Source organism: Psychromarinibacter halotolerans (assembly GCF_029168315.1).
GTDB lineage: Bacteria > Pseudomonadota > Alphaproteobacteria > Rhodobacterales > Rhodobacteraceae > Psychromarinibacter > Psychromarinibacter halotolerans.
This window is the reverse complement of sequence record NZ_JARGYD010000002.1, coordinates 690,512-706,229: the sequence shown is the minus strand read 5'-3', so window position 1 is coordinate 706,229 and position 15,718 is coordinate 690,512. Positions and strand designations below refer to the sequence as shown.

The 15,718-nt window shown below is 65.6% G+C and carries 17 protein-coding genes; 11 read left to right on the top strand and 6 right to left on the bottom strand.

Going from position 1 to position 15,718, the window contains the following annotated elements; genetic code table 11:
- Positions 1 to 50: 50 nt before the first annotated feature.
- Complete coding sequence (locus P1K30_RS08375; protein ID WP_275632239.1) at positions 51 to 644, bottom strand: MlaC/ttg2D family ABC transporter substrate-binding protein; 594 nt, start codon at positions 642 to 644, stop codon at positions 51 to 53.
- Position 645: 1 nt separating this feature from the next.
- Positions 646 to 1,572 (bottom strand): MlaA family lipoprotein, encoded by a 927-nt coding sequence (locus P1K30_RS08370; protein ID WP_275632238.1) that lies wholly within the window; start codon positions 1,570 to 1,572, stop codon positions 646 to 648.
- On the opposite strand from P1K30_RS08370, the gene P1K30_RS08365 reads away from it, so the two are divergent.
- The 8 genes from P1K30_RS08365 (at position 1,549) to P1K30_RS08330 (ending at position 9,705) form a co-directional block, all read left to right on the top strand.
- Complete coding sequence (locus P1K30_RS08365) at positions 1,549 to 3,285, top strand: type I secretion system permease/ATPase (RefSeq protein WP_275632237.1); 1,737 nt, start codon at positions 1,549 to 1,551, stop codon at positions 3,283 to 3,285. The two genes, P1K30_RS08370 and P1K30_RS08365, sit on opposite strands and share 24 nt — an antisense overlap.
- The gene (locus tag P1K30_RS08360) at positions 3,282 to 4,643 is read left to right on the top strand and encodes an HlyD family type I secretion periplasmic adaptor subunit (protein WP_275632236.1); all 1,362 of its coding nucleotides are present in this window, start codon (positions 3,282 to 3,284) and stop codon (positions 4,641 to 4,643) included. Before P1K30_RS08365 ends, P1K30_RS08360 begins: the two co-directional genes overlap by 4 nt.
- 151 nt (positions 4,644 to 4,794) lie before the next feature.
- Positions 4,795 to 5,259, top strand: coding sequence for a RidA family protein (locus tag P1K30_RS08355; RefSeq protein WP_275632235.1), 465 nt, complete (start codon positions 4,795 to 4,797; stop codon positions 5,257 to 5,259).
- Positions 5,256 to 6,035 (top strand): glycerophosphodiester phosphodiesterase family protein, encoded by a 780-nt coding sequence (locus P1K30_RS08350; RefSeq protein WP_275632234.1) that lies wholly within the window; start codon positions 5,256 to 5,258, stop codon positions 6,033 to 6,035. The genes P1K30_RS08355 and P1K30_RS08350 overlap by 4 nt, the downstream gene beginning before the upstream one ends.
- Positions 6,036 to 6,094: 59 nt before the next feature.
- Positions 6,095 to 7,282, top strand: a complete 1,188-nt coding sequence (locus tag P1K30_RS08345) for a GNAT family N-acetyltransferase (protein ID WP_275632233.1) — start codon at positions 6,095 to 6,097, stop codon at positions 7,280 to 7,282.
- Complete coding sequence (locus P1K30_RS08340; protein WP_275632232.1) at positions 7,279 to 7,572, top strand: 4a-hydroxytetrahydrobiopterin dehydratase; 294 nt, start codon at positions 7,279 to 7,281, stop codon at positions 7,570 to 7,572. The genes P1K30_RS08345 and P1K30_RS08340 overlap by 4 nt, the downstream gene beginning before the upstream one ends.
- Positions 7,569 to 8,456: a mechanosensitive ion channel family protein gene (locus tag P1K30_RS08335; RefSeq protein ID WP_275632231.1), complete on the top strand. Its 888-nt coding sequence runs from the start codon at positions 7,569 to 7,571 to the stop codon at positions 8,454 to 8,456. Before P1K30_RS08340 ends, P1K30_RS08335 begins: the two co-directional genes overlap by 4 nt.
- 82 nt (positions 8,457 to 8,538) lie before the next feature.
- Positions 8,539 to 9,705, top strand: coding sequence for a benzoate/H(+) symporter BenE family transporter (locus P1K30_RS08330; protein ID WP_275632230.1), 1,167 nt, complete (start codon positions 8,539 to 8,541; stop codon positions 9,703 to 9,705).
- Between the two features lie 86 nt (positions 9,706 to 9,791).
- Here P1K30_RS08330 and P1K30_RS08325 read toward each other — a convergent pair whose 3' ends face one another.
- The 3 genes from P1K30_RS08325 to P1K30_RS08315 all read right to left on the bottom strand — a co-directional run bounded on the left by P1K30_RS08325 (position 9,792) and on the right by P1K30_RS08315 (position 12,979).
- Positions 9,792 to 11,063, bottom strand: coding sequence for a bifunctional folylpolyglutamate synthase/dihydrofolate synthase (locus P1K30_RS08325; protein WP_275632229.1), 1,272 nt, complete (start codon positions 11,061 to 11,063; stop codon positions 9,792 to 9,794).
- Positions 11,060 to 12,025 (bottom strand): acetyl-CoA carboxylase, carboxyltransferase subunit beta, encoded by a 966-nt coding sequence (accD, locus tag P1K30_RS08320; RefSeq protein ID WP_275632228.1) that lies wholly within the window; start codon positions 12,023 to 12,025, stop codon positions 11,060 to 11,062. Before accD ends, P1K30_RS08325 begins: the two co-directional genes overlap by 4 nt.
- Positions 12,026 to 12,100: 75 nt before the next feature.
- Entirely contained in the window at positions 12,101 to 12,979 is an 879-nt protein-coding gene (locus P1K30_RS08315) for a CPBP family intramembrane glutamic endopeptidase (protein ID WP_275632227.1), read from the bottom strand.
- 95 nt (positions 12,980 to 13,074) lie between these two features.
- Between P1K30_RS08315 and P1K30_RS08310 the strand changes: the two genes are divergently transcribed.
- From P1K30_RS08310 to P1K30_RS08300, 3 genes are all read left to right on the top strand, one after another.
- Positions 13,075 to 13,743: a hypothetical protein gene (locus P1K30_RS08310; protein WP_275632226.1), complete on the top strand. Its 669-nt coding sequence runs from the start codon at positions 13,075 to 13,077 to the stop codon at positions 13,741 to 13,743.
- A gap of 126 nt (positions 13,744 to 13,869) precedes the next feature.
- Positions 13,870 to 14,640 carry a DUF6478 family protein gene (locus P1K30_RS08305; protein WP_275632225.1) on the top strand — a complete coding sequence of 257 codons (771 nt, stop codon included), beginning with the start codon at positions 13,870 to 13,872 and terminating at the stop codon, positions 14,638 to 14,640.
- A 13-nt stretch (positions 14,641 to 14,653) separates the two neighbouring features.
- Positions 14,654 to 15,034 (top strand): hypothetical protein, encoded by a 381-nt coding sequence (locus P1K30_RS08300; RefSeq protein ID WP_275632224.1) that lies wholly within the window; start codon positions 14,654 to 14,656, stop codon positions 15,032 to 15,034.
- A 25-nt stretch (positions 15,035 to 15,059) separates the two neighbouring features.
- Here the strand turns inward: P1K30_RS08300 and P1K30_RS08295 are convergent, their stop codons facing one another.
- Positions 15,060 to 15,452 carry a VanZ family protein gene (locus P1K30_RS08295; RefSeq protein WP_275632223.1) on the bottom strand — a complete coding sequence of 131 codons (393 nt, stop codon included), beginning with the start codon at positions 15,450 to 15,452 and terminating at the stop codon, positions 15,060 to 15,062.
- Positions 15,453 to 15,718: the final 266 nt, after the last annotated feature.

Sequence of the window (15,718 nt, the reverse complement as noted above, 5' to 3'; positions counted from 1 at the left end):
CCAAACGGCGGGCCTTTCTGTATCCAATGTCCGGCAGATCTGCTTAGCCGTCAGCCGCCGGCTTGAAGCGCCGCTGTCACCTGCCCCACGTCGCCGCGATAGCGGTCCAGCAGTGCGCCGATCTCTTCCCGCTCGGTCAGCAGCATCGAAATGCCCTCGACGTCGAGGTTGAAGAACAGCGGCCGACCGGTGCGGTCCGACACGTAAAAGGTCACGTTGAACGGCGCCTGACCGGGCAGGTCGGCGGTGGCGCGAACCTCGACCCAGTTCTTCACGGCGTTGGCGCTGCGCACATTCACCGTGCCGCCCTGAAACTCGCGGAACCGGCGTCCGTATTTGGCCGTCAGATAGCGGCTGAACGCACTGGAGAACGCCGAACGTTCCGCAGCGGACGCGCCGCGTGCCGCCGGGCCCAACGCGTAGGCCGCGATATAGGACTGGTCGGCGTAGCGGTTGAAGATGTTCTGAAACTGCGAAATCAGCTGCGCCTCTGACCCGCCTCCGGCGATCGCGCGGTTGATGTCGGCAACGGCTTGGTCAACCAGCCCCTGCGCCGCGCCGGTCGAAAGGGCGAAAGCCCGACCGGAGAAGAGCGGCAGTGCGGCCAGCCCAGCAACGATGGAACGTCGTGTGATCTGAACCATACTAGAATCCTTCGGTATCAAGCGCGAAGGGATCAATTTCCTCCGCCTCTACGGTCTGACCTAGCTGGAATCTGCGATTTTGCAAATAAAGCAAACGTGTCGCGGCATAGCTGTCGGCGCTGGTTTGCAGCAGTTCGTTGATCTCGTCGCCATATTCCGCCAGCTCGGTGAAGCCCTGAACGATGCCGGCGGACGACACGACGTATTTCTCGGGCGCGGCGACCGCATAGCCCACCGGGTTCAGGAAGAAATCGACCACAGTCCCCGCCGTATCGCGCGAGGTCGACGGGCCAAGCAGCGGCAATTCGACATAAGCGCCTTCCGCAGCCCCCCAGGTGTGCAAAGTTTCGCCGAAGTCGGTCGGCCGTTCCGGCAGGCCCCAAGCGGTGGCGGGATCGAACAGCCCGGCGATGCCGAATGTCGTGTTGATCAGGAACCGCATCCCGTTGTGCGCCGCATCTTCGGCATTCGCCTGCAGGATGTCGTTCACCACCAGACGAGGGCTGTCGAGGTTGCCCGCGAAATTGCCCAAGGTCTTGAGGAAAAAGCCCTTCTTGCGGGGAGGCGCCCCCTCGGGACGGGGCTTTGTAAAGATGCCGGCAACGCCCTTGTTGAACTCGTGAACCGCGCGGTTCTGCGTTTCATAGGGATCGTTGATCGTCTCGGTGATCTCGGGCGCAGCACATGCCTGAACAAGGACCGTGGCGGCAAGAACCGTGGCTAAACGCAGGGAAAGCATGGTTTTCATGGCGAATTCCGGTACAACATGAACTCGTTTTGCAGGTCGTTTACACATAGTACAAGACGACAACCGGGACAGATGATAAAGACCCGCTGCATTGTGATGTGACCAATTGGCGACAACGCCATATGGCGACGAAAAAAACATAGGTAAGATCAGAAAATGCGGCAAGGCGATCCCGATCAAGGCCTGAAGGAACTGCGCGCGGCTCGGGCGGAAAACCGCCCGCTTTTCATATTCGTGGGCGTCTTCAGCTTTTTCGTCAACCTGCTGATGCTGACCGGCCCCCTGTTCATGCTTCAGGTCTATGACCGAGTGCTTGGCAGCCGGTCCGAGGCAACGCTGCTGGCGCTGTTCCTTGTGATGGCGTTCCTGTTCCTGATGATGGGCCTGCTGGACTTTGTCCGCGGTCGCGTGCTGGCCCGGATCGGCGCCCGCTTCCAAGCCAAGCTGGACCGCCGGGTGTTCGAAGCCGTCGTGCGCAAGGCGTCCCTGACCCACGGCCCGAACCAATCCGCCGGCGCCCTGCGCGACCTAGAAGCGGTGCAGCGCCTGCTAGCATCGCCCGTCTTCGCGGCCCTGTTCGACATTCCGTGGGCGCCGGTGTTCCTTGCCGGGATCGCCCTGTTCCACCCGTGGCTGGGCGCGCTGGCGGTCGGCGGCGGCGCGATCTTGATCTTCATCACGATCCTCAACCAGGTCCGCACGAAAGAACCGGTCCAAAGCAGCAACATGGCAACCGCGCAGGCCGAGCATATGGCCGAACAGATCCGGTCCGAGGCGGAATTGATCCGCGCGCTGGGGATGCAAAGCAGCGCATTCAGCCGCTGGAACATCGCGCGTGAGAAATCGCTGAACGAAGGTCTGCTTTCCAGCGACCGCACCGGCGGGTATTCGGTGCTGTCCAAGACGTTCCGCCTGTTCCTACAATCCGCCATGCTGGGCCTTGGCGCCTATCTGGTCCTGACCGAAGGTCTGACGCCCGGCGCGATGATCGCCTCGTCGATCCTGATGGGCCGGGCGCTTGCCCCTCTCGATCTGGCAATCGGCCAATGGCCGTCGATCCAGCGCGCGATGAAGGGCTGGCGCACGCTCAGCGAGCTTCTGAACGAGATCCCGCAAGAGCGTCCGCGCACCCCCCTGCCCGCCCCGGCCGCGAAACTGACGGCGGACCAGCTGACCGTGGTACCGCCGGGCGAACAGCTGGCAACGCTGCGCCTTGTGAATTTCACGCTGGAACCCGGTCAGGCGATGGGTGTTATCGGCCCGTCCGGGTCCGGCAAGTCCACCTTGGCGCGCGCGATCACCGGCGTGTGGCGTCCCGCTGGCGGCAAGATCCGTCTGGATGGCGCGTCGCTGGACAACTACGACCCGGACGTTCTGGGCAGCTACATCGGTTACCTGCCCCAGCGCGTTCAGCTGTTCGACGGCACCATCACCGACAACATCGCCCGCCTCAGCCTGTCCCCGGACCCTGAGGCGGTCGTCGTCGCGGCGAAACGGGCAGCGGCGCACGAGATGATCCTGAAGCTGCCCGACGGCTATGACACCCGCGTCAGCGCCGGTGGCGGTCGCCTGTCGGGCGGGCAGATCCAGCGTATCGGCCTTGCACGTGCGATGTACGGCGAACCCAAGGTGCTGGTGCTGGACGAGCCGAACTCGAACCTCGACAACGAGGGGTCCGTCGCGCTGAACCAAGCGATCCGCGCGATCAAGGCGGACAAGCGGTCGGTGATCATCATGGCCCACCGCCCCGCCGCTATCGAGGAATGCGATACGCTTCTGGTGCTGGACGGCGGCACTCGCCGCGCCTTTGGGCCGCGCGATTCGGTGATGAAGGAAGTCCTGCAGAACTACAGGCAGGTCGTGCAGAACGCAGGACCGGGAGGCACGGTATGAGCCAGACAAAAATCCAGATCGGCGGCGCGCCGTCCGGCGGCGGAAGCGGCGGCGGCAACAAGGGCGGGCCGATCTCGGCCAAGCGGTATCTATGGCTGGGCGCCTTGATCCTGCTTGTTCTGGTCGGCGGGTTCGGCGGCTGGGCCGTGTTCTCGCAACTGGCGGGCGCCGTGGTCGTGGGCGGTCAGGTCGAGGTCGATCAGAACCGGCAGGTGGTCCAGCACCCCGACGGCGGCGTCGTCGCCGAGATTGCGGTGGACGAAGGCGATTTCGTCGAAGCGGGCGACATCCTTCTGCAACTTGACCCGACACTTCTGCGGTCGGAACTGGCCATCGTCGAAAGCCAGCTTTTCGAACTGATGGCGCGTCGCGGGCGGCTGGATGCCGAACGGGACGAGGCGGAAGAGATCGTGTTCGACGAGGAACTTGTCGCGATCGCCGAGAACCGCCCCGAGGTTCAGGAACTGATCGACGGTCAGAGAAACCTGTTCGAAGCGCGCCGCGAGACGATGGCCCGCGAGATCGAGACCCTCGAGAAACGCCGCCGTCAGATCGAAACCCAGATCACCGGGATCGAATCGCAGCAGACTTCGATGGAACGGCAACTGGGCCTGATCACGGTCGAGCTTGATAACCAGCGCGGCCTGCTTGAAAGCGGCCTGACGCAGACGGCCACGGTGCTGAACCTTGAACGCGAACACGCCGACCTGACGGGCCGTCAGGGCGAGATGGTCGCGGAACAGGGCCTTGCGCAGGAACGCATCACCGAGATCGAGCTGGAAATCCTCAAGCTGGGCACGGGTCGCCGCGAAGAGGCGATCACCCAGCTGCGCGACCTGCAGTTTCGCGAACTGGAACTGGCGGAACAGCGGCGGTCGCTGCTGGAACGTCTGTCGCGGCTGGACATCCGCGCGCCGGTGTCGGGCATCGTCTATGGCAAGACCGTGTACACGCCCCGGTCGGTGATCCGCCCGGCCGACCCGGTCATGTACCTGATCCCGCAGGACCGGCCGCTGATCATCGCGGTGCGCGTCTCTCCGACCGACATCGACAAGGTGTACCCGGGTCAGGACGTGCGGATCCGGTTCTCGGCCTTCGACAGCCGCACCACCCCCGAACTGACCGGCGTGGTGACGCTTTTGTCCGCCGACTCCTTCGTCGATGAGAACGCAGGCGTCGCCTATTACCGGGCCGAGATTCAGCTGCCCGAGGACGAACTGGGCAAACTGCCCGAGACGCTGCAACTGATCCCCGGCATGCCGGTCGAGGCGTTCCTTCGGACCGAGGATCGCAGCCCGATGAACTATTTCGTGCAGCCGCTGGCGACCTACTTCGCCCGCGCCTTCCGCGAAAGCTGACAGCCCGGCGGGGCCCGGCAAGACCCGCGCGGCGCCCTGCCGCGCGGTCAGCCGATCTTACTGAACGAATTCGACCCGGGCGGCGCGTCGGGCGTTTCCATCGGCGCCGCGCATGGACTAGGTTGCGCGTGAATCCAGACAGGAGCGCCCGATGACCGGAAAGATCGAAACCCGCCTTGCAGAGCTTGGGGTCACGCTGCCCGACGCCCCCGCCCCCGCCGCCAACTACGTGCCGTGGGCGGTCGATGGCGACACGGTCTGGGTCTCTGGCCAGATCTCTGCCGGGCCGGACGGCATGATCACCGGCAAGCTTGGCGAAGATCTTGACGTCACCGCAGGCGCCGCCGCGGCGCGCGCTTGTGCGATCAGCCTGCTGGCGCAGGTCAAGGTCGCGCTCGGCGGCGATCTCGACCGGCTGGACCGCGTGCTGAAGCTGACCGGCTTCGTGAACTCGACGCCGGACTTCATCGACCAACCCAAGGTCATCAACGGCGCGTCTGACTTCCTTGTCGAGGTGCTGGGCGACAGCGGCCGTCACACCCGCTCGGCGGTGTCCGCCGCCTCGCTGCCGCTGGGTGTCGCGGTCGAGATCGAAGGCATCTTCAAGATCCGATGACCCGGTCCCCGTCCCTTCCGCCGGCCTTCCTGCGCGCGCCCATCGCCCACCGTGGCCTGCACGACGCGGACCAAGGTGTCCCCGAGAATTCGCGCGCGGCCTTCACGGCCGCCATCGCGGGCGGCTACGGGATCGAACTGGACCTGCAGATGTCGTCGGACGGCACGGCGATGGTGTTCCACGATTACGACCTGTCCCGCCTGACCGGCGCCGATGGCAAACTGCGCGACCGCACCGCCGCGGAGCTGTCGCGCATCCAACTGCTGACCAATGGCGAAGGCATCCCTACGCTGGCAGAGGTTCTGACCCTTGTCGCAGGGCGCGCGCCCCTGCTGATCGAAATCAAGGATCAGGACGGCGCGATGGGTCCCGACACCGGCCAGCTAGAGGCCGCGACGGCGCGTGACCTTCAGGGCTATCAGGGTCCGGTCGCACTGATGTCGTTCAACCCGCACGCGGTCGCGGCGGTTGCCACGGCGGCGCCGGACATTCCGCGCGGCCTGACGACCTGCGCTTACGATCCCGCCGACTGGCCCGAACTGACGGTCGAGACCTGCGAACACCTTCGGGCCATCCCGGACTATGATCGCACCGGATCAAGCTTCATCAGTCATCAGGGCAACGACCTTCGCAACCCCCGCGTGGCCGAGCTGAAGGCGGGCGGTGCGGCCATCCTGTGCTGGACGATCCGCAGCCCCGAACAAGAGGCCACCGCCCGCACCGTCGCCGACAACGTGACCTTCGAAGGCTATGCCGCAAAATCGTCAGGGGCCTGACCGCCCTTGACGCTGCGCCGCGGCGGCCCAATTCTAGGGACAATCGCGGACAGGACTTTATGCGCGAAACCCGCATCGACATCGACTTGCACGGAAGCCTCGCCGAGATCCCGGCAGAGGACTGGGACGCCTGTGCCTGCCCCGAGGCGGCGGACGGCGGACGCCCCGACGACCCGTTCACCACCCACCGCTTCCTGCTGGCGCTGGAAAGATCCGGCTCGGTCGGGCCCGGCACCGGCTGGCAGCCGCGCCACGTCACCGCGAAGATGGACGGCGAAACCATCGCCTGCGCGCCGATGTACGCCAAGGGCCACAGCCAGGGCGAATACATCTTCGACCATTCGTGGGCGCATGCCTATGAAAACGCGGGCGGCCGGTACTATCCCAAGCTGCAGATCGCGGTTCCCTTCACCCCCGCCACCGGCCGCCGCCTGCTGACCCGGCCGGGGCTGGAAGAGATGGGCCAGTCCGCCCTGATCCAAGGCGCGGTGCAGCTTGCGTCCGAGAACCGGCTGTCGTCGGTCCACGTCACCTTCTGCACCGAGGCCGAGGCCAAGGCCGGCGACGAGATGGGGCTGATGCACCGCCTGTCGGACCAGTTTCACTGGCTGAACCACGACTACGCGGATTTCGACGCCTTCCTTGCCGACCTGTCCTCGCGCAAGCGCAAAAACATCCGCAAGGAACGGCAACAGGCGCAGAACTTCGGCGGCGAGATCATCGCGCTGACGGGCGACGCCATCGAGCCCGAGCATTGGGATGCCTTCTGGCGGTTCTATCAGGACACCGGCAGCCGCAAGTGGGGCTCGCCCTATCTGACGCGCGATTTCTTCCACGAGGCGCAAGAGACGCTGCGGGACGACATCCTGCTGGTCTTGGCTGTGCGCGAGGGCCGCTATGTCGCCGGGGCGCTGAACTTCATAGGGCGCAAGACCCTGTACGGACGGTACTGGGGCTGCACCGAGCATCACCCCTGCCTGCACTTCGAACTGTGCTACTATCAGGCCATCGACTACGCCATCGCCAACGGGCTTTCCCGGGTCGAGGCGGGCGCGCAGGGCGAACACAAATTGGCCCGAGGTTACCTGCCCACACAGTGTCATTCTTTGCATTGGATCGCGGATGAGGGTTTCCGTCGCGCCGTTGCGGAATATCTCGACGCTGAACGGGCCGCCGTCGACAACGAGATCGAGGTGCTGACAAGCTACGGCCCGTTCCGACAAGAGAACCGCGAGGAACAGGAATGACCGACAAACTGACCGAAACCGAGCGCGCGGAACAGCTTGCGCCCCTGCTGGCCGCGGGATGGACCGAGGCCGAGGACCGCGATGCCATTTCCAAGACCTTCGAGTTCAAGAATTTCGTCGAGGCGTTCGGCTTCATGACGCGCGCCGCGCTGTGGGCCGAGAAGCTGAACCACCACCCCGAGTGGTTCAACGTCTACAAGACGGTCGAGGTGACGCTGTCCACCCATGACGCGGGTGGCCTGTCGGCACTGGATATCAAGATGGCAAGCAAAATGGACGAACTGGCATGAACCTCGACAGCTTCCTAAGCCTTCAGATCTCTGAAGGCGTGACCGTTGGCGACGTTCTGACCGTCGACTTCCTTGCATCCGTGCTGGGCAACGTGGTGTCGGCTGTCGTCATCCTGCTGCTGGGCTTCGTGATCGGCGGCTGGGCCGCGCGACGGATTCGCAAGCTGGGCGAGCGGCACGAGAAACTGGACGGCATGCTGTTCAACTTCCTCGGTTCGATCGCGCGCTACGCGATTCTCGGGATCACGGTGATCTTCGTCTTGAACCGGTTCGGGCTTGAAACCACGTCGCTGGTGGCCGCCCTTGGTGCCGCCGGTCTGGCCATCGGCCTTGCGCTGCAAGGCACCCTGTCGAACGTCGCGGCGGGCGTGATGATCATCCTGTTCCGCCCGATCAAGGTCGGCGATTTCGTCGAGATCGCGGACGAGATGGGCACCGTGAAGGACGTGTCGCTGAACTATACAGAGCTTGCGTCGCTGTCGAACACACAGGTCATCATCCCGAACGCGCAAGTCTGGGGCAACACGATTGAGAACTACTCGGTCTATCCCACCCGGCGGGCGGAATGGACGTTCGGTGTGTCTTACGACGCGGACCTGAAGCTGACGGAAAAGACCATCCTCGACACGATCATGGCCGATCCGCGCGCCAAGTCCGACCCCGAGCCGTTCATTCAGGTGAACAACCTCGGCGACAGCTCGGTCGATTTCCTTGTGCGGGTGTGGGTCGATGCGGGCGATAACTTCGCCTTCCAGACCGACATGAAGCGCAAGGTCAAAGAAGCACTGGACGACGCCGGTATCGAGATCCCGTATCCCTACCGCACCGTGGTCATGGCGGGTGGCGAAGCCCCGGCGGATGCGCAGGGGTCAAGCGCCGCATAGCAGCTGCCACGGCGGCCGCCTTTCCTCTGTCCGACTGTCGGTCTAGGAAGCCGGGGCAATACACTCCGGACAGGTTCCTTCCTTGCCCCGCACGCTTCCGCCGTTCCAAACCGTCACCACAGGCTTCGTCGTCGCCGTCGTCGGCTTCTTCAGCTCATTCCCGATCCTGTTGCAGGGCATCCGTGCGATGGGCGCAGACGATGCGCAGGCCGCGTCGGGCTTGATGTTCGCCGCATTGGCGATGGGGCTGGCGGGGCTGGTCCTTAGCTTCGTCAGCCGCATCCCGGCCAGCGTCGCATGGTCGACGCCCGGCGCGGCGCTGCTGGCATCCACCGTGGTGCCCGAGGGGGGCTTCGCGGTGGCGGTCGGCGCATTCCTGTTCGCGGGAGTCCTGACGTTGGTGGCGGGGCTGTATCGCCCACTGGGGCGGCTGACCACGTCGATCCCGGCGCCGCTGGCGCAGGCGATGCTGGCGGGCGTGTTGCTGGGCCTGTGCCTTGCGCCGTTCCGTGCGCTGGCCGAGGTTCCGCTGACCGCGCTGCCGATCCTTGTCACATGGTTCGTCGTCAGCCGGTGCAACCGCACCTTCGCGGTCCCCGCAGCGGTGCTGGTGGCCTTCGCGCTGACCGTGATCGAACAGGGCTACACCGTGCCATTGCCGGACAGCCTGCTGACCGTTCCGCAGTTCGTTATGCCGCAGTTCGAGCTATCCGCCCTACTAAGCATCGGCGTTCCGCTGTTCATCGTGACGATGGCCGCGCAGAACATTCCCGGCATCGCGGTGCTGCGCAGCTTCGGCTACGACCCTTCGGCCCCGCGCCTTTTGTCCGGCACCGCTATTGCCAGCATCCTGTCGGCCCCCTTCGGCGCGCCGCAGACCTGCGTGGCGGCGATCACGGCGGCGATGTGCAGCGATGCGGATTCGCACCCGGACCCGGCCCAACGCTGGTGGTCGGCGGTGATGGCCGGGCTGTTCTATTGCCTGTTCGGCCTGTTCGCCGCGGCGATCACCACGCTGGCCGCCGCCGCCCCACATCTGGCGGTCGAAACGCTGGCAGGCGTCGCGCTGCTGGGCGTCTTCGCCCACTCTGCCGGGGGCGCGCTGGAAAAACCCGAGACCCGCGAAGCCGCCGCGGTGACGTTCCTTGTCACCGCGTCCGGCATCACGATCATCGGGCTAAGCGCCGCGGTCTGGGGCCTGCTGCTGGGCGGCCTTGTGCACGTGGCCACGCGGCTAAAGCGCCGCTGATCACGCCCGCGTCGCCCGCGCGGCGAAACATCCCTGCTGGGTCGGATCTCTCCGGGCGATCCGCTTCCTGCGCAAAAGGCAGCGCCTCAGCCGTTTTCGGCCAGCACGGTCCCGGCAAGGTACAGCGACCCGCAGATCAGGATGCGCGCGCCGGGCTCTAGCCGGGCGACCTCTTGCACCGCGTCCAGCACCGAATGCGCCTGCTCTGCCTCAAGCCCGGCCCGGCGCGCGGCCACGGCAGTTTCGGCGGCGGTCAGCGTGGCGCTGACACCATCGATGCTGACGGCGCGCAGCCCCTGCGCCAGATGCGCCATCGGGTGCAGATACCCCACCGGGTCCTTGGTGTTCAGCATCCCGCAGATCAGCCACAGCGGCTTTGGCGGCAGCTCTGCCAGCGTGCGCGCAAGCGTCTCGCCCGCCGCCGGGTTGTGACCGCCATCCAGCCAAAGCTCGGCCCCGGGCGCCGCTTCAACCAGGGGACCGCGCCGCAAACGCTGCATCCGGGCAGGCCACTCTGCATTCAGCAGCGCCGGTTCATACGCGCCTTCGCCCAGCCCAAGGTGGCGCAGCGCCATCAGGACCATGCCCGCGTTATCGACCTGATGGTGCCCCAGCAGCTTCGGCAGCGGCAGATCCAGCAGACCGTCCTCGTCCTGGAACACCAGCCGCCCGTGCTCGGTGGTGACGTGCCAGTGCTGACCGTGGATCAAAAGCGGAGCACCGACCTTCGCCGCCTGCCGCTCGATCACTTCCAGCGCCTCGTCCGCCTGCCGCCCCACCACGCAGGGCACGCCGGGCTTCAGGATGCCCGCCTTTTCGAAAGCGATCTCGGCCAGCGTTTCGCCAAGGTAGCTTTGGTGATCCATCGAGATCGGCGTGATCACGCACAGCGCGGGATCGACCACGTTGGTCGCGTCCAGCCGACCGCCAAGCCCAACCTCCATCAGCGTGAACTCCGCCGGGGTTCGCGCGAAGGCCAGCAGCGCCGCGCAGGTGGTGATCTCGAAATAGGTGATCGACTCGCCGCCGTTCGCCGCCTCGCACTCGTCCAGCACGTCGGTCAGCGCCGCTTCCGAAATCAGCTCTCCGGCCAGCCGGATGCGTTCGTGGAAGCGCACGAGATGCGGCGAGGTATAGGCATGGGCGCGCAGCCCGACGCCCTCGATCCCGGCGCGCAGCATGGCTTGGGTCGACCCCTTGCCATTCGTTCCGGCGACGTGGATCACGGGCGGCAGGCTGTCCTGCGGATCGCCAAGCGCGTGCAGCAGCCGCCACACCCGATCCAGCGTTAGGTCGATGATCTTCGGGTGCAGCGACATCATCCGTTCAAGGATGACGTCCGATGTCTGGGTGGTCACTCGGTCTTGGCCTCCGCGGCCGCCTCCGCTGCGGGCGCGACCGTCTCCTCCGGCTTCGGTTCTGCAAGCCCTGCCGTTCCATCCGGCGCGGGCAAGTCGCCGCGGACCGCGGGGCCAAGCCCCATCAGCATCCGGACGATGGTGATCAGCTCGTCGCGCATGTCCTTGCGGTGCGTCACGCGGTCAAGCATCCCGTGGTCCAGCAGGTATTCCGCACGCTGGAAGCCCTCGGGCAATTTCTCGCGGATGGTCTGCTCGATCACGCGGGGGCCCGCGAAGCAGATCAGCGCGTTCGGCTCGGCGATGTGCACGTCGCCCAGCATGGCATAGGACGCGGTGACGCCGCCGGTCGTCGGGTGCGTCAGCACCACGATATACGGCAGCCCGGCCTCTTTCAGCATCTCGACCGCGACCGTGGTGCGCGGCATCTGCATCAGCGACAGGATGCCTTCCTGCATCCGCGCGCCCCCGGCGGCCGAAAACAGGATCAGCGGCTGCTTCGCCTCGACCGCCCGTTCGGCGGCGGCGATGATGGCGTTGCCGACATACATCCCCATCGACCCGGCCATGAAGCTGAAGTCCTGCGCGGCACAGACCACGGGCGTGCGCCCGATCTCGCCCTGCGCGACAAGCATCGCCTCTTTCTCGCCGGTCTCGCGCTGCGCGGCGCGCATCCGTTCGGGATACCGTTTCTGGTCGCGGAATTGCAGCGGGTCGGTCAGCGGCTCCGGCACCGAAACCTCGGTGAACACACCGCCGTCGAACAGCGCCTCGAAGCGGGCGCGCGGCGTGATGTTCATGTGGTGGTCGCAGTTGGTGCAGACGTTCAGGTTGTCCGTCACCTCGCGGTGGAACAGCATCGTTCCGCACTCGGGGCACTTCGTCCAAAGGTTCTCGGGCGTCTCGCGGCGCGAGAACAGCGAGTTGATCTTGGGGCGGACGTAGTTCGAGATCCAGTTCATCGGGTGCCCTTGAGTGGCTATCGGGTCATCATTCCGGTCATGGCGTCAGATAGTCGGCGTCGCGACGAAATGCAATCAACGCGCAAGGAACCGCCGGGCAAGCCGCCACGCGACAAGCAGCGCGACGCAGTCGAACACCACCTGCCAGCCGCTGGTCCCCGGCAGAAAGGGCGTGCCGAACAGCGACAACCCGCTGATGTTGCCCTCGGTCGACAGGATCAGGATGGCGCCGGCGTTGTTGGTGAAATGCATCCCCCACGCGGCGCCCAGCGTGCCGGTGCGCGCGGTCAGGTCGGTGGCGATCAGCCCGAAGATGGTCGTCGCAAGCACAAGGTGCCATGTCTCTGTGCCCATCGCCGGATCGCTGTGCAGCAGGCCAAAGCCCACGGCGGGCACCACGCCCCAGATCAACGGGCTGCGGAACCGGGCCGCAAGCTGCTGCACGATATAGCCCCGGAACACGAGCTCTTCGGCGCCGGTCTGCAGCAGGACACCGGCCAGCCCCAGCGGCAGCAGCACCGCCCACTGGCCGAAAGCCACGTTGGGCGTCACGTCGTAAGCCAGCGCCCAGAAGACCAGCGCGCCCGCCTGCACCGCCGCCGTCGCAAGGGCAACCCGGCCAAAGTCGCGCGCGGCTTGGCGCAGCGGCCCGATCAGCGTTGCGATCCGACGCTGGTGCAGCACGGGCGCCAACAGCATCGGCGCCGCCGCCATCGCGATGAAGCTGCCCAGCAAAACCAGCGTTCCGAACGGTCGTTCCGAGCGGGTCGCGACATCGACCAGCCAAGAGGTCGACGCAACGCCCATCGCCGATCCAAGCAGGCTGAAATACAGCACCAGCCCGCCCGCATAGACGCCAAGCCCCAGGACAAGCCCGAGGATCAGCCGCCAAAGCTCGGGCCGCGCCCGCGCAGGTGCGACGTAGTCTTCGAAGGCTGTGCTGTCTGCTGGCATGGTCCCCCCGCGCCCGGGGACCGCGCGGGCCGCTTGTTTCGGGCGTTCCGATTTCCTATCCCGGTCGGTACCGCATTTGCAACGGGAGCCGGCACATGCCCACGACCTCGACACGGCTGCACCGCCTGATCGCCGGGCTGGCGCTTGTTTCGCTTACCGCCTGCGGTGGCGGAGCGGGACTGGCGAACCTTACGGACGGTCTGGGCGCAGGCCTGTCGCGTACCCCGCCAAAGTCGGTCGACGTGGCGCGCGGCGCGGTCACCGTCAGCGGGCCGCAAGGATATTGCGTCGACCGCGCCGGAAGCCGGTTGCGGGCGGAAACCCCGTTCGTGCTGCTGGGCGCCTGCGCCTCGATCGCGCGGGACCGCAGCGCCGGACGGCCGTTGCAGCAGGGTCTTTTGACGGTCGCGGTGTCGCCACCGGACGGCGGGCCCGGTTTCGCCGCGACGCTGCCGCAGCTTGAAACCTTTCTGTCGTCGCCCGCCGGGCGCGCGGCGCTGGCCCGCGACGGGCTTGATACCTCGGTCGAGGTGCTGGAGACCCGGCGCGAGGGCGAGGCCTTGCTGATCCGTCTGCGCGACACCAGCGCCACCGCGCTGCCCGGCACCGAAGCGACCTATTGGCGCGGCCTGTTCGAGGTGAACGGACACCTTGTGACCGCGTCGGTCATGAGTTTCGCGAACCAGCCGATGGCGCCGGACCTTGCGGTCGCGACGCTGCGCGGGGTGATCGCAGAGACCCGGCGCGCCTCTGTCGCGGGCTGAAATGCAGCAATCCCGATCGTTTCCCGCGCTTTGCGGGTCGTCGGCCTTTTTCTTGGCCGGATTATCTGTTTCTAAACAGGGAACAACCAAGACTTCCGCTCTGCGGCTGAGACGAAGGCGAACGGTTTGGGCAGGATCACCGACACCATACGGCACCAGGCCGCGCTGCGGCGGTGGACCCGCGCGGCGCGTCGGGCCGAGTCGGTGGATCTTGGCACCTTGCGTGACATGCGGGCCCGTGCGCGGGAACTGCGGCGGCGGCTGAACAAGGTGCTGTACATCGCCGAGGAACGGCTGACGCTGCCGCTGATCGGGTCTGACGCGATCCAGAAACCGCTTCATTGCGACTGGTGGTATCGCCCCGAACTGTGGCGCGGGCAGGTGCAGCCGCCGGGCCTTGTCGCGGTCGACAGCAAGACCGAGTACGGCGAAGAGGTTAAGGTGTTCCACGACTGCCGCGTCAGCGAACTGACCCTTCGGCAGGTCCGCAACACCCGCGAAAGCGACCTTGCCCCGTTCGGCCTGCGGATGGACGTGTTCCGGTTCGACGGATCGTTCCTGTCTTTGGTCGTGGAATTGCCCGAAGACTCGGTGCAGGGGCTGGAACGGCGGCACATCGTGCGGATGACCACCGTGGTCGAGGCAGAGAAACCGCTGGAGATCTTCGCGCGGCTGAACATCAAGAACGGCCCGAACGTCGAACAGATCGTCCGCGAACTGCCGATCACCGCGACCGAAGCGGACGAGGTGAACGTCGAGTTCGACCTTGCCTACACCAAGATGAACGAAAAGCGGGTCGAGCGTATGTGGCTGGACCTGATCTTCGAGGGCGCGCAGATGAACCAGATCCTTTTGCGCGATCTTGCCCTGACCCGTCGGCCGCGGGCCGAGATATGAAGGGATCCGCTCGATGACAGAGCTTTCGCTGATCAAGACGCGCATTCAGGCGGGCATCTGGGAAGGCATCCTGACCGGTGCCGCGCCGGATGGCGGCGTGCCAGATCTTCGAGTCACCCATCTGGGCAAATTGTTGAACACCGTTGCGGTCTCGCCCGACCCCGGCACGCAGGGGCAGTGGGCGGTCAAGATCGCCATTCCGCCGGAACTTCTGTCCGACGGGGTGCAGACATTCCTGATTCAGGATGGCGCGACCGGAGAAACGCTGAACAGCTTCAACGTGGTCACCGGCGAACCGCTGGGCGACGACATCCGCGGAGAGCTGGACCTGCTGAGGGCCGAGTTGGACATGCTGAAACGGGCGTTTCGGCGTCACTGCAACGAAACGATGTGATCCCGGCGTCCGCTTGGGCGTGTGTTCAGGCGGGCAGGTCGGCCTTGGACTGCCGCTCCAGAAGGGCACGGGCAGAACAGACCAGCGTCGCCGCGACGATCACGCCGGCCAGACCGGCGACGAAGTCGATCGTCGAGGCCTCTCGGCCCGGCACCAGCAACTGCGCGTATTCGATCAGGTTCGCGCTGGACACCAGCGCCAGCACCACGCTTGCCACCCCAAGGATGTCAATCAGCGCCACGGTCAGCCCCGCGAACACAAGCCCATAGATCAGCGGCATCGTGTCGGCTGGCATGTGCATGTCCGCAGCGAAGCTGCCCAGCGCGATCAGCCCCCAGACGCCGACCAGCACGACCGGGTAGATCGCAAGGCTGACAAGCAGGGATTTCAGGATCTCGATCAGGCGACTGCGGAACATGGCAACCTCTTGCAAAACCGTGACCTACTATATGCCGTGTTAATTGGGCTTTAGTTTGACGGCCCCCTGCATCCTGCCCAATTTTCGCCACAGGAAACGCTGTGTGCTAAATTCTGCAATAAACGTAATCCCTTGTTCATCAATCCACGCTTAACCATACAGGCCGTTTCGCGCGGTTGGTGAATGTGTTTCCCCGCCTCGGACGATCCGCGGCATCACCAAGATATTGTCCGGCCCGGTTCCTAATCTCGCCTGAATTGACCCGG

Excerpts from the sequence above, each read along its gene's own strand:
- P1K30_RS08310 (WP_275632226.1), top strand. The coding sequence starts at position 13,075 with ATGCCCACGACCTCGACACGGCTGCACCGCCTGATCGCCGGGCTGGCG.
- P1K30_RS08365 (WP_275632237.1), top strand. The coding sequence starts at position 1,549 with ATGCGGCAAGGCGATCCCGATCAAGGCCTGAAGGAACTGCGCGCGGCT.
- P1K30_RS08340 (WP_275632232.1), top strand. The coding sequence starts at position 7,279 with ATGACCGACAAACTGACCGAAACCGAGCGCGCGGAACAGCTTGCGCCC.
- P1K30_RS08375 (WP_275632239.1), bottom strand. The coding sequence starts at position 644 with ATGGTTCAGATCACACGACGTTCCATCGTTGCTGGGCTGGCCGCACTG.
- P1K30_RS08295 (WP_275632223.1), bottom strand. The coding sequence starts at position 15,452 with ATGTTCCGCAGTCGCCTGATCGAGATCCTGAAATCCCTGCTTGTCAGC.
- P1K30_RS08300 (WP_275632224.1), top strand. The coding sequence starts at position 14,654 with ATGACAGAGCTTTCGCTGATCAAGACGCGCATTCAGGCGGGCATCTGG.
- P1K30_RS08315 (WP_275632227.1), bottom strand. The coding sequence starts at position 12,979 with ATGCCAGCAGACAGCACAGCCTTCGAAGACTACGTCGCACCTGCGCGG.
- accD (WP_275632228.1), bottom strand. The coding sequence starts at position 12,025 with ATGAACTGGATCTCGAACTACGTCCGCCCCAAGATCAACTCGCTGTTC.
- P1K30_RS08335 (WP_275632231.1), top strand. The coding sequence starts at position 7,569 with ATGAACCTCGACAGCTTCCTAAGCCTTCAGATCTCTGAAGGCGTGACC.
- P1K30_RS08355 (WP_275632235.1), top strand. The coding sequence starts at position 4,795 with ATGACCGGAAAGATCGAAACCCGCCTTGCAGAGCTTGGGGTCACGCTG.
- P1K30_RS08350 (WP_275632234.1), top strand. The coding sequence starts at position 5,256 with ATGACCCGGTCCCCGTCCCTTCCGCCGGCCTTCCTGCGCGCGCCCATC.
- P1K30_RS08345 (WP_275632233.1), top strand. The coding sequence starts at position 6,095 with ATGCGCGAAACCCGCATCGACATCGACTTGCACGGAAGCCTCGCCGAG.
- P1K30_RS08360 (WP_275632236.1), top strand. The coding sequence starts at position 3,282 with ATGAGCCAGACAAAAATCCAGATCGGCGGCGCGCCGTCCGGCGGCGGA.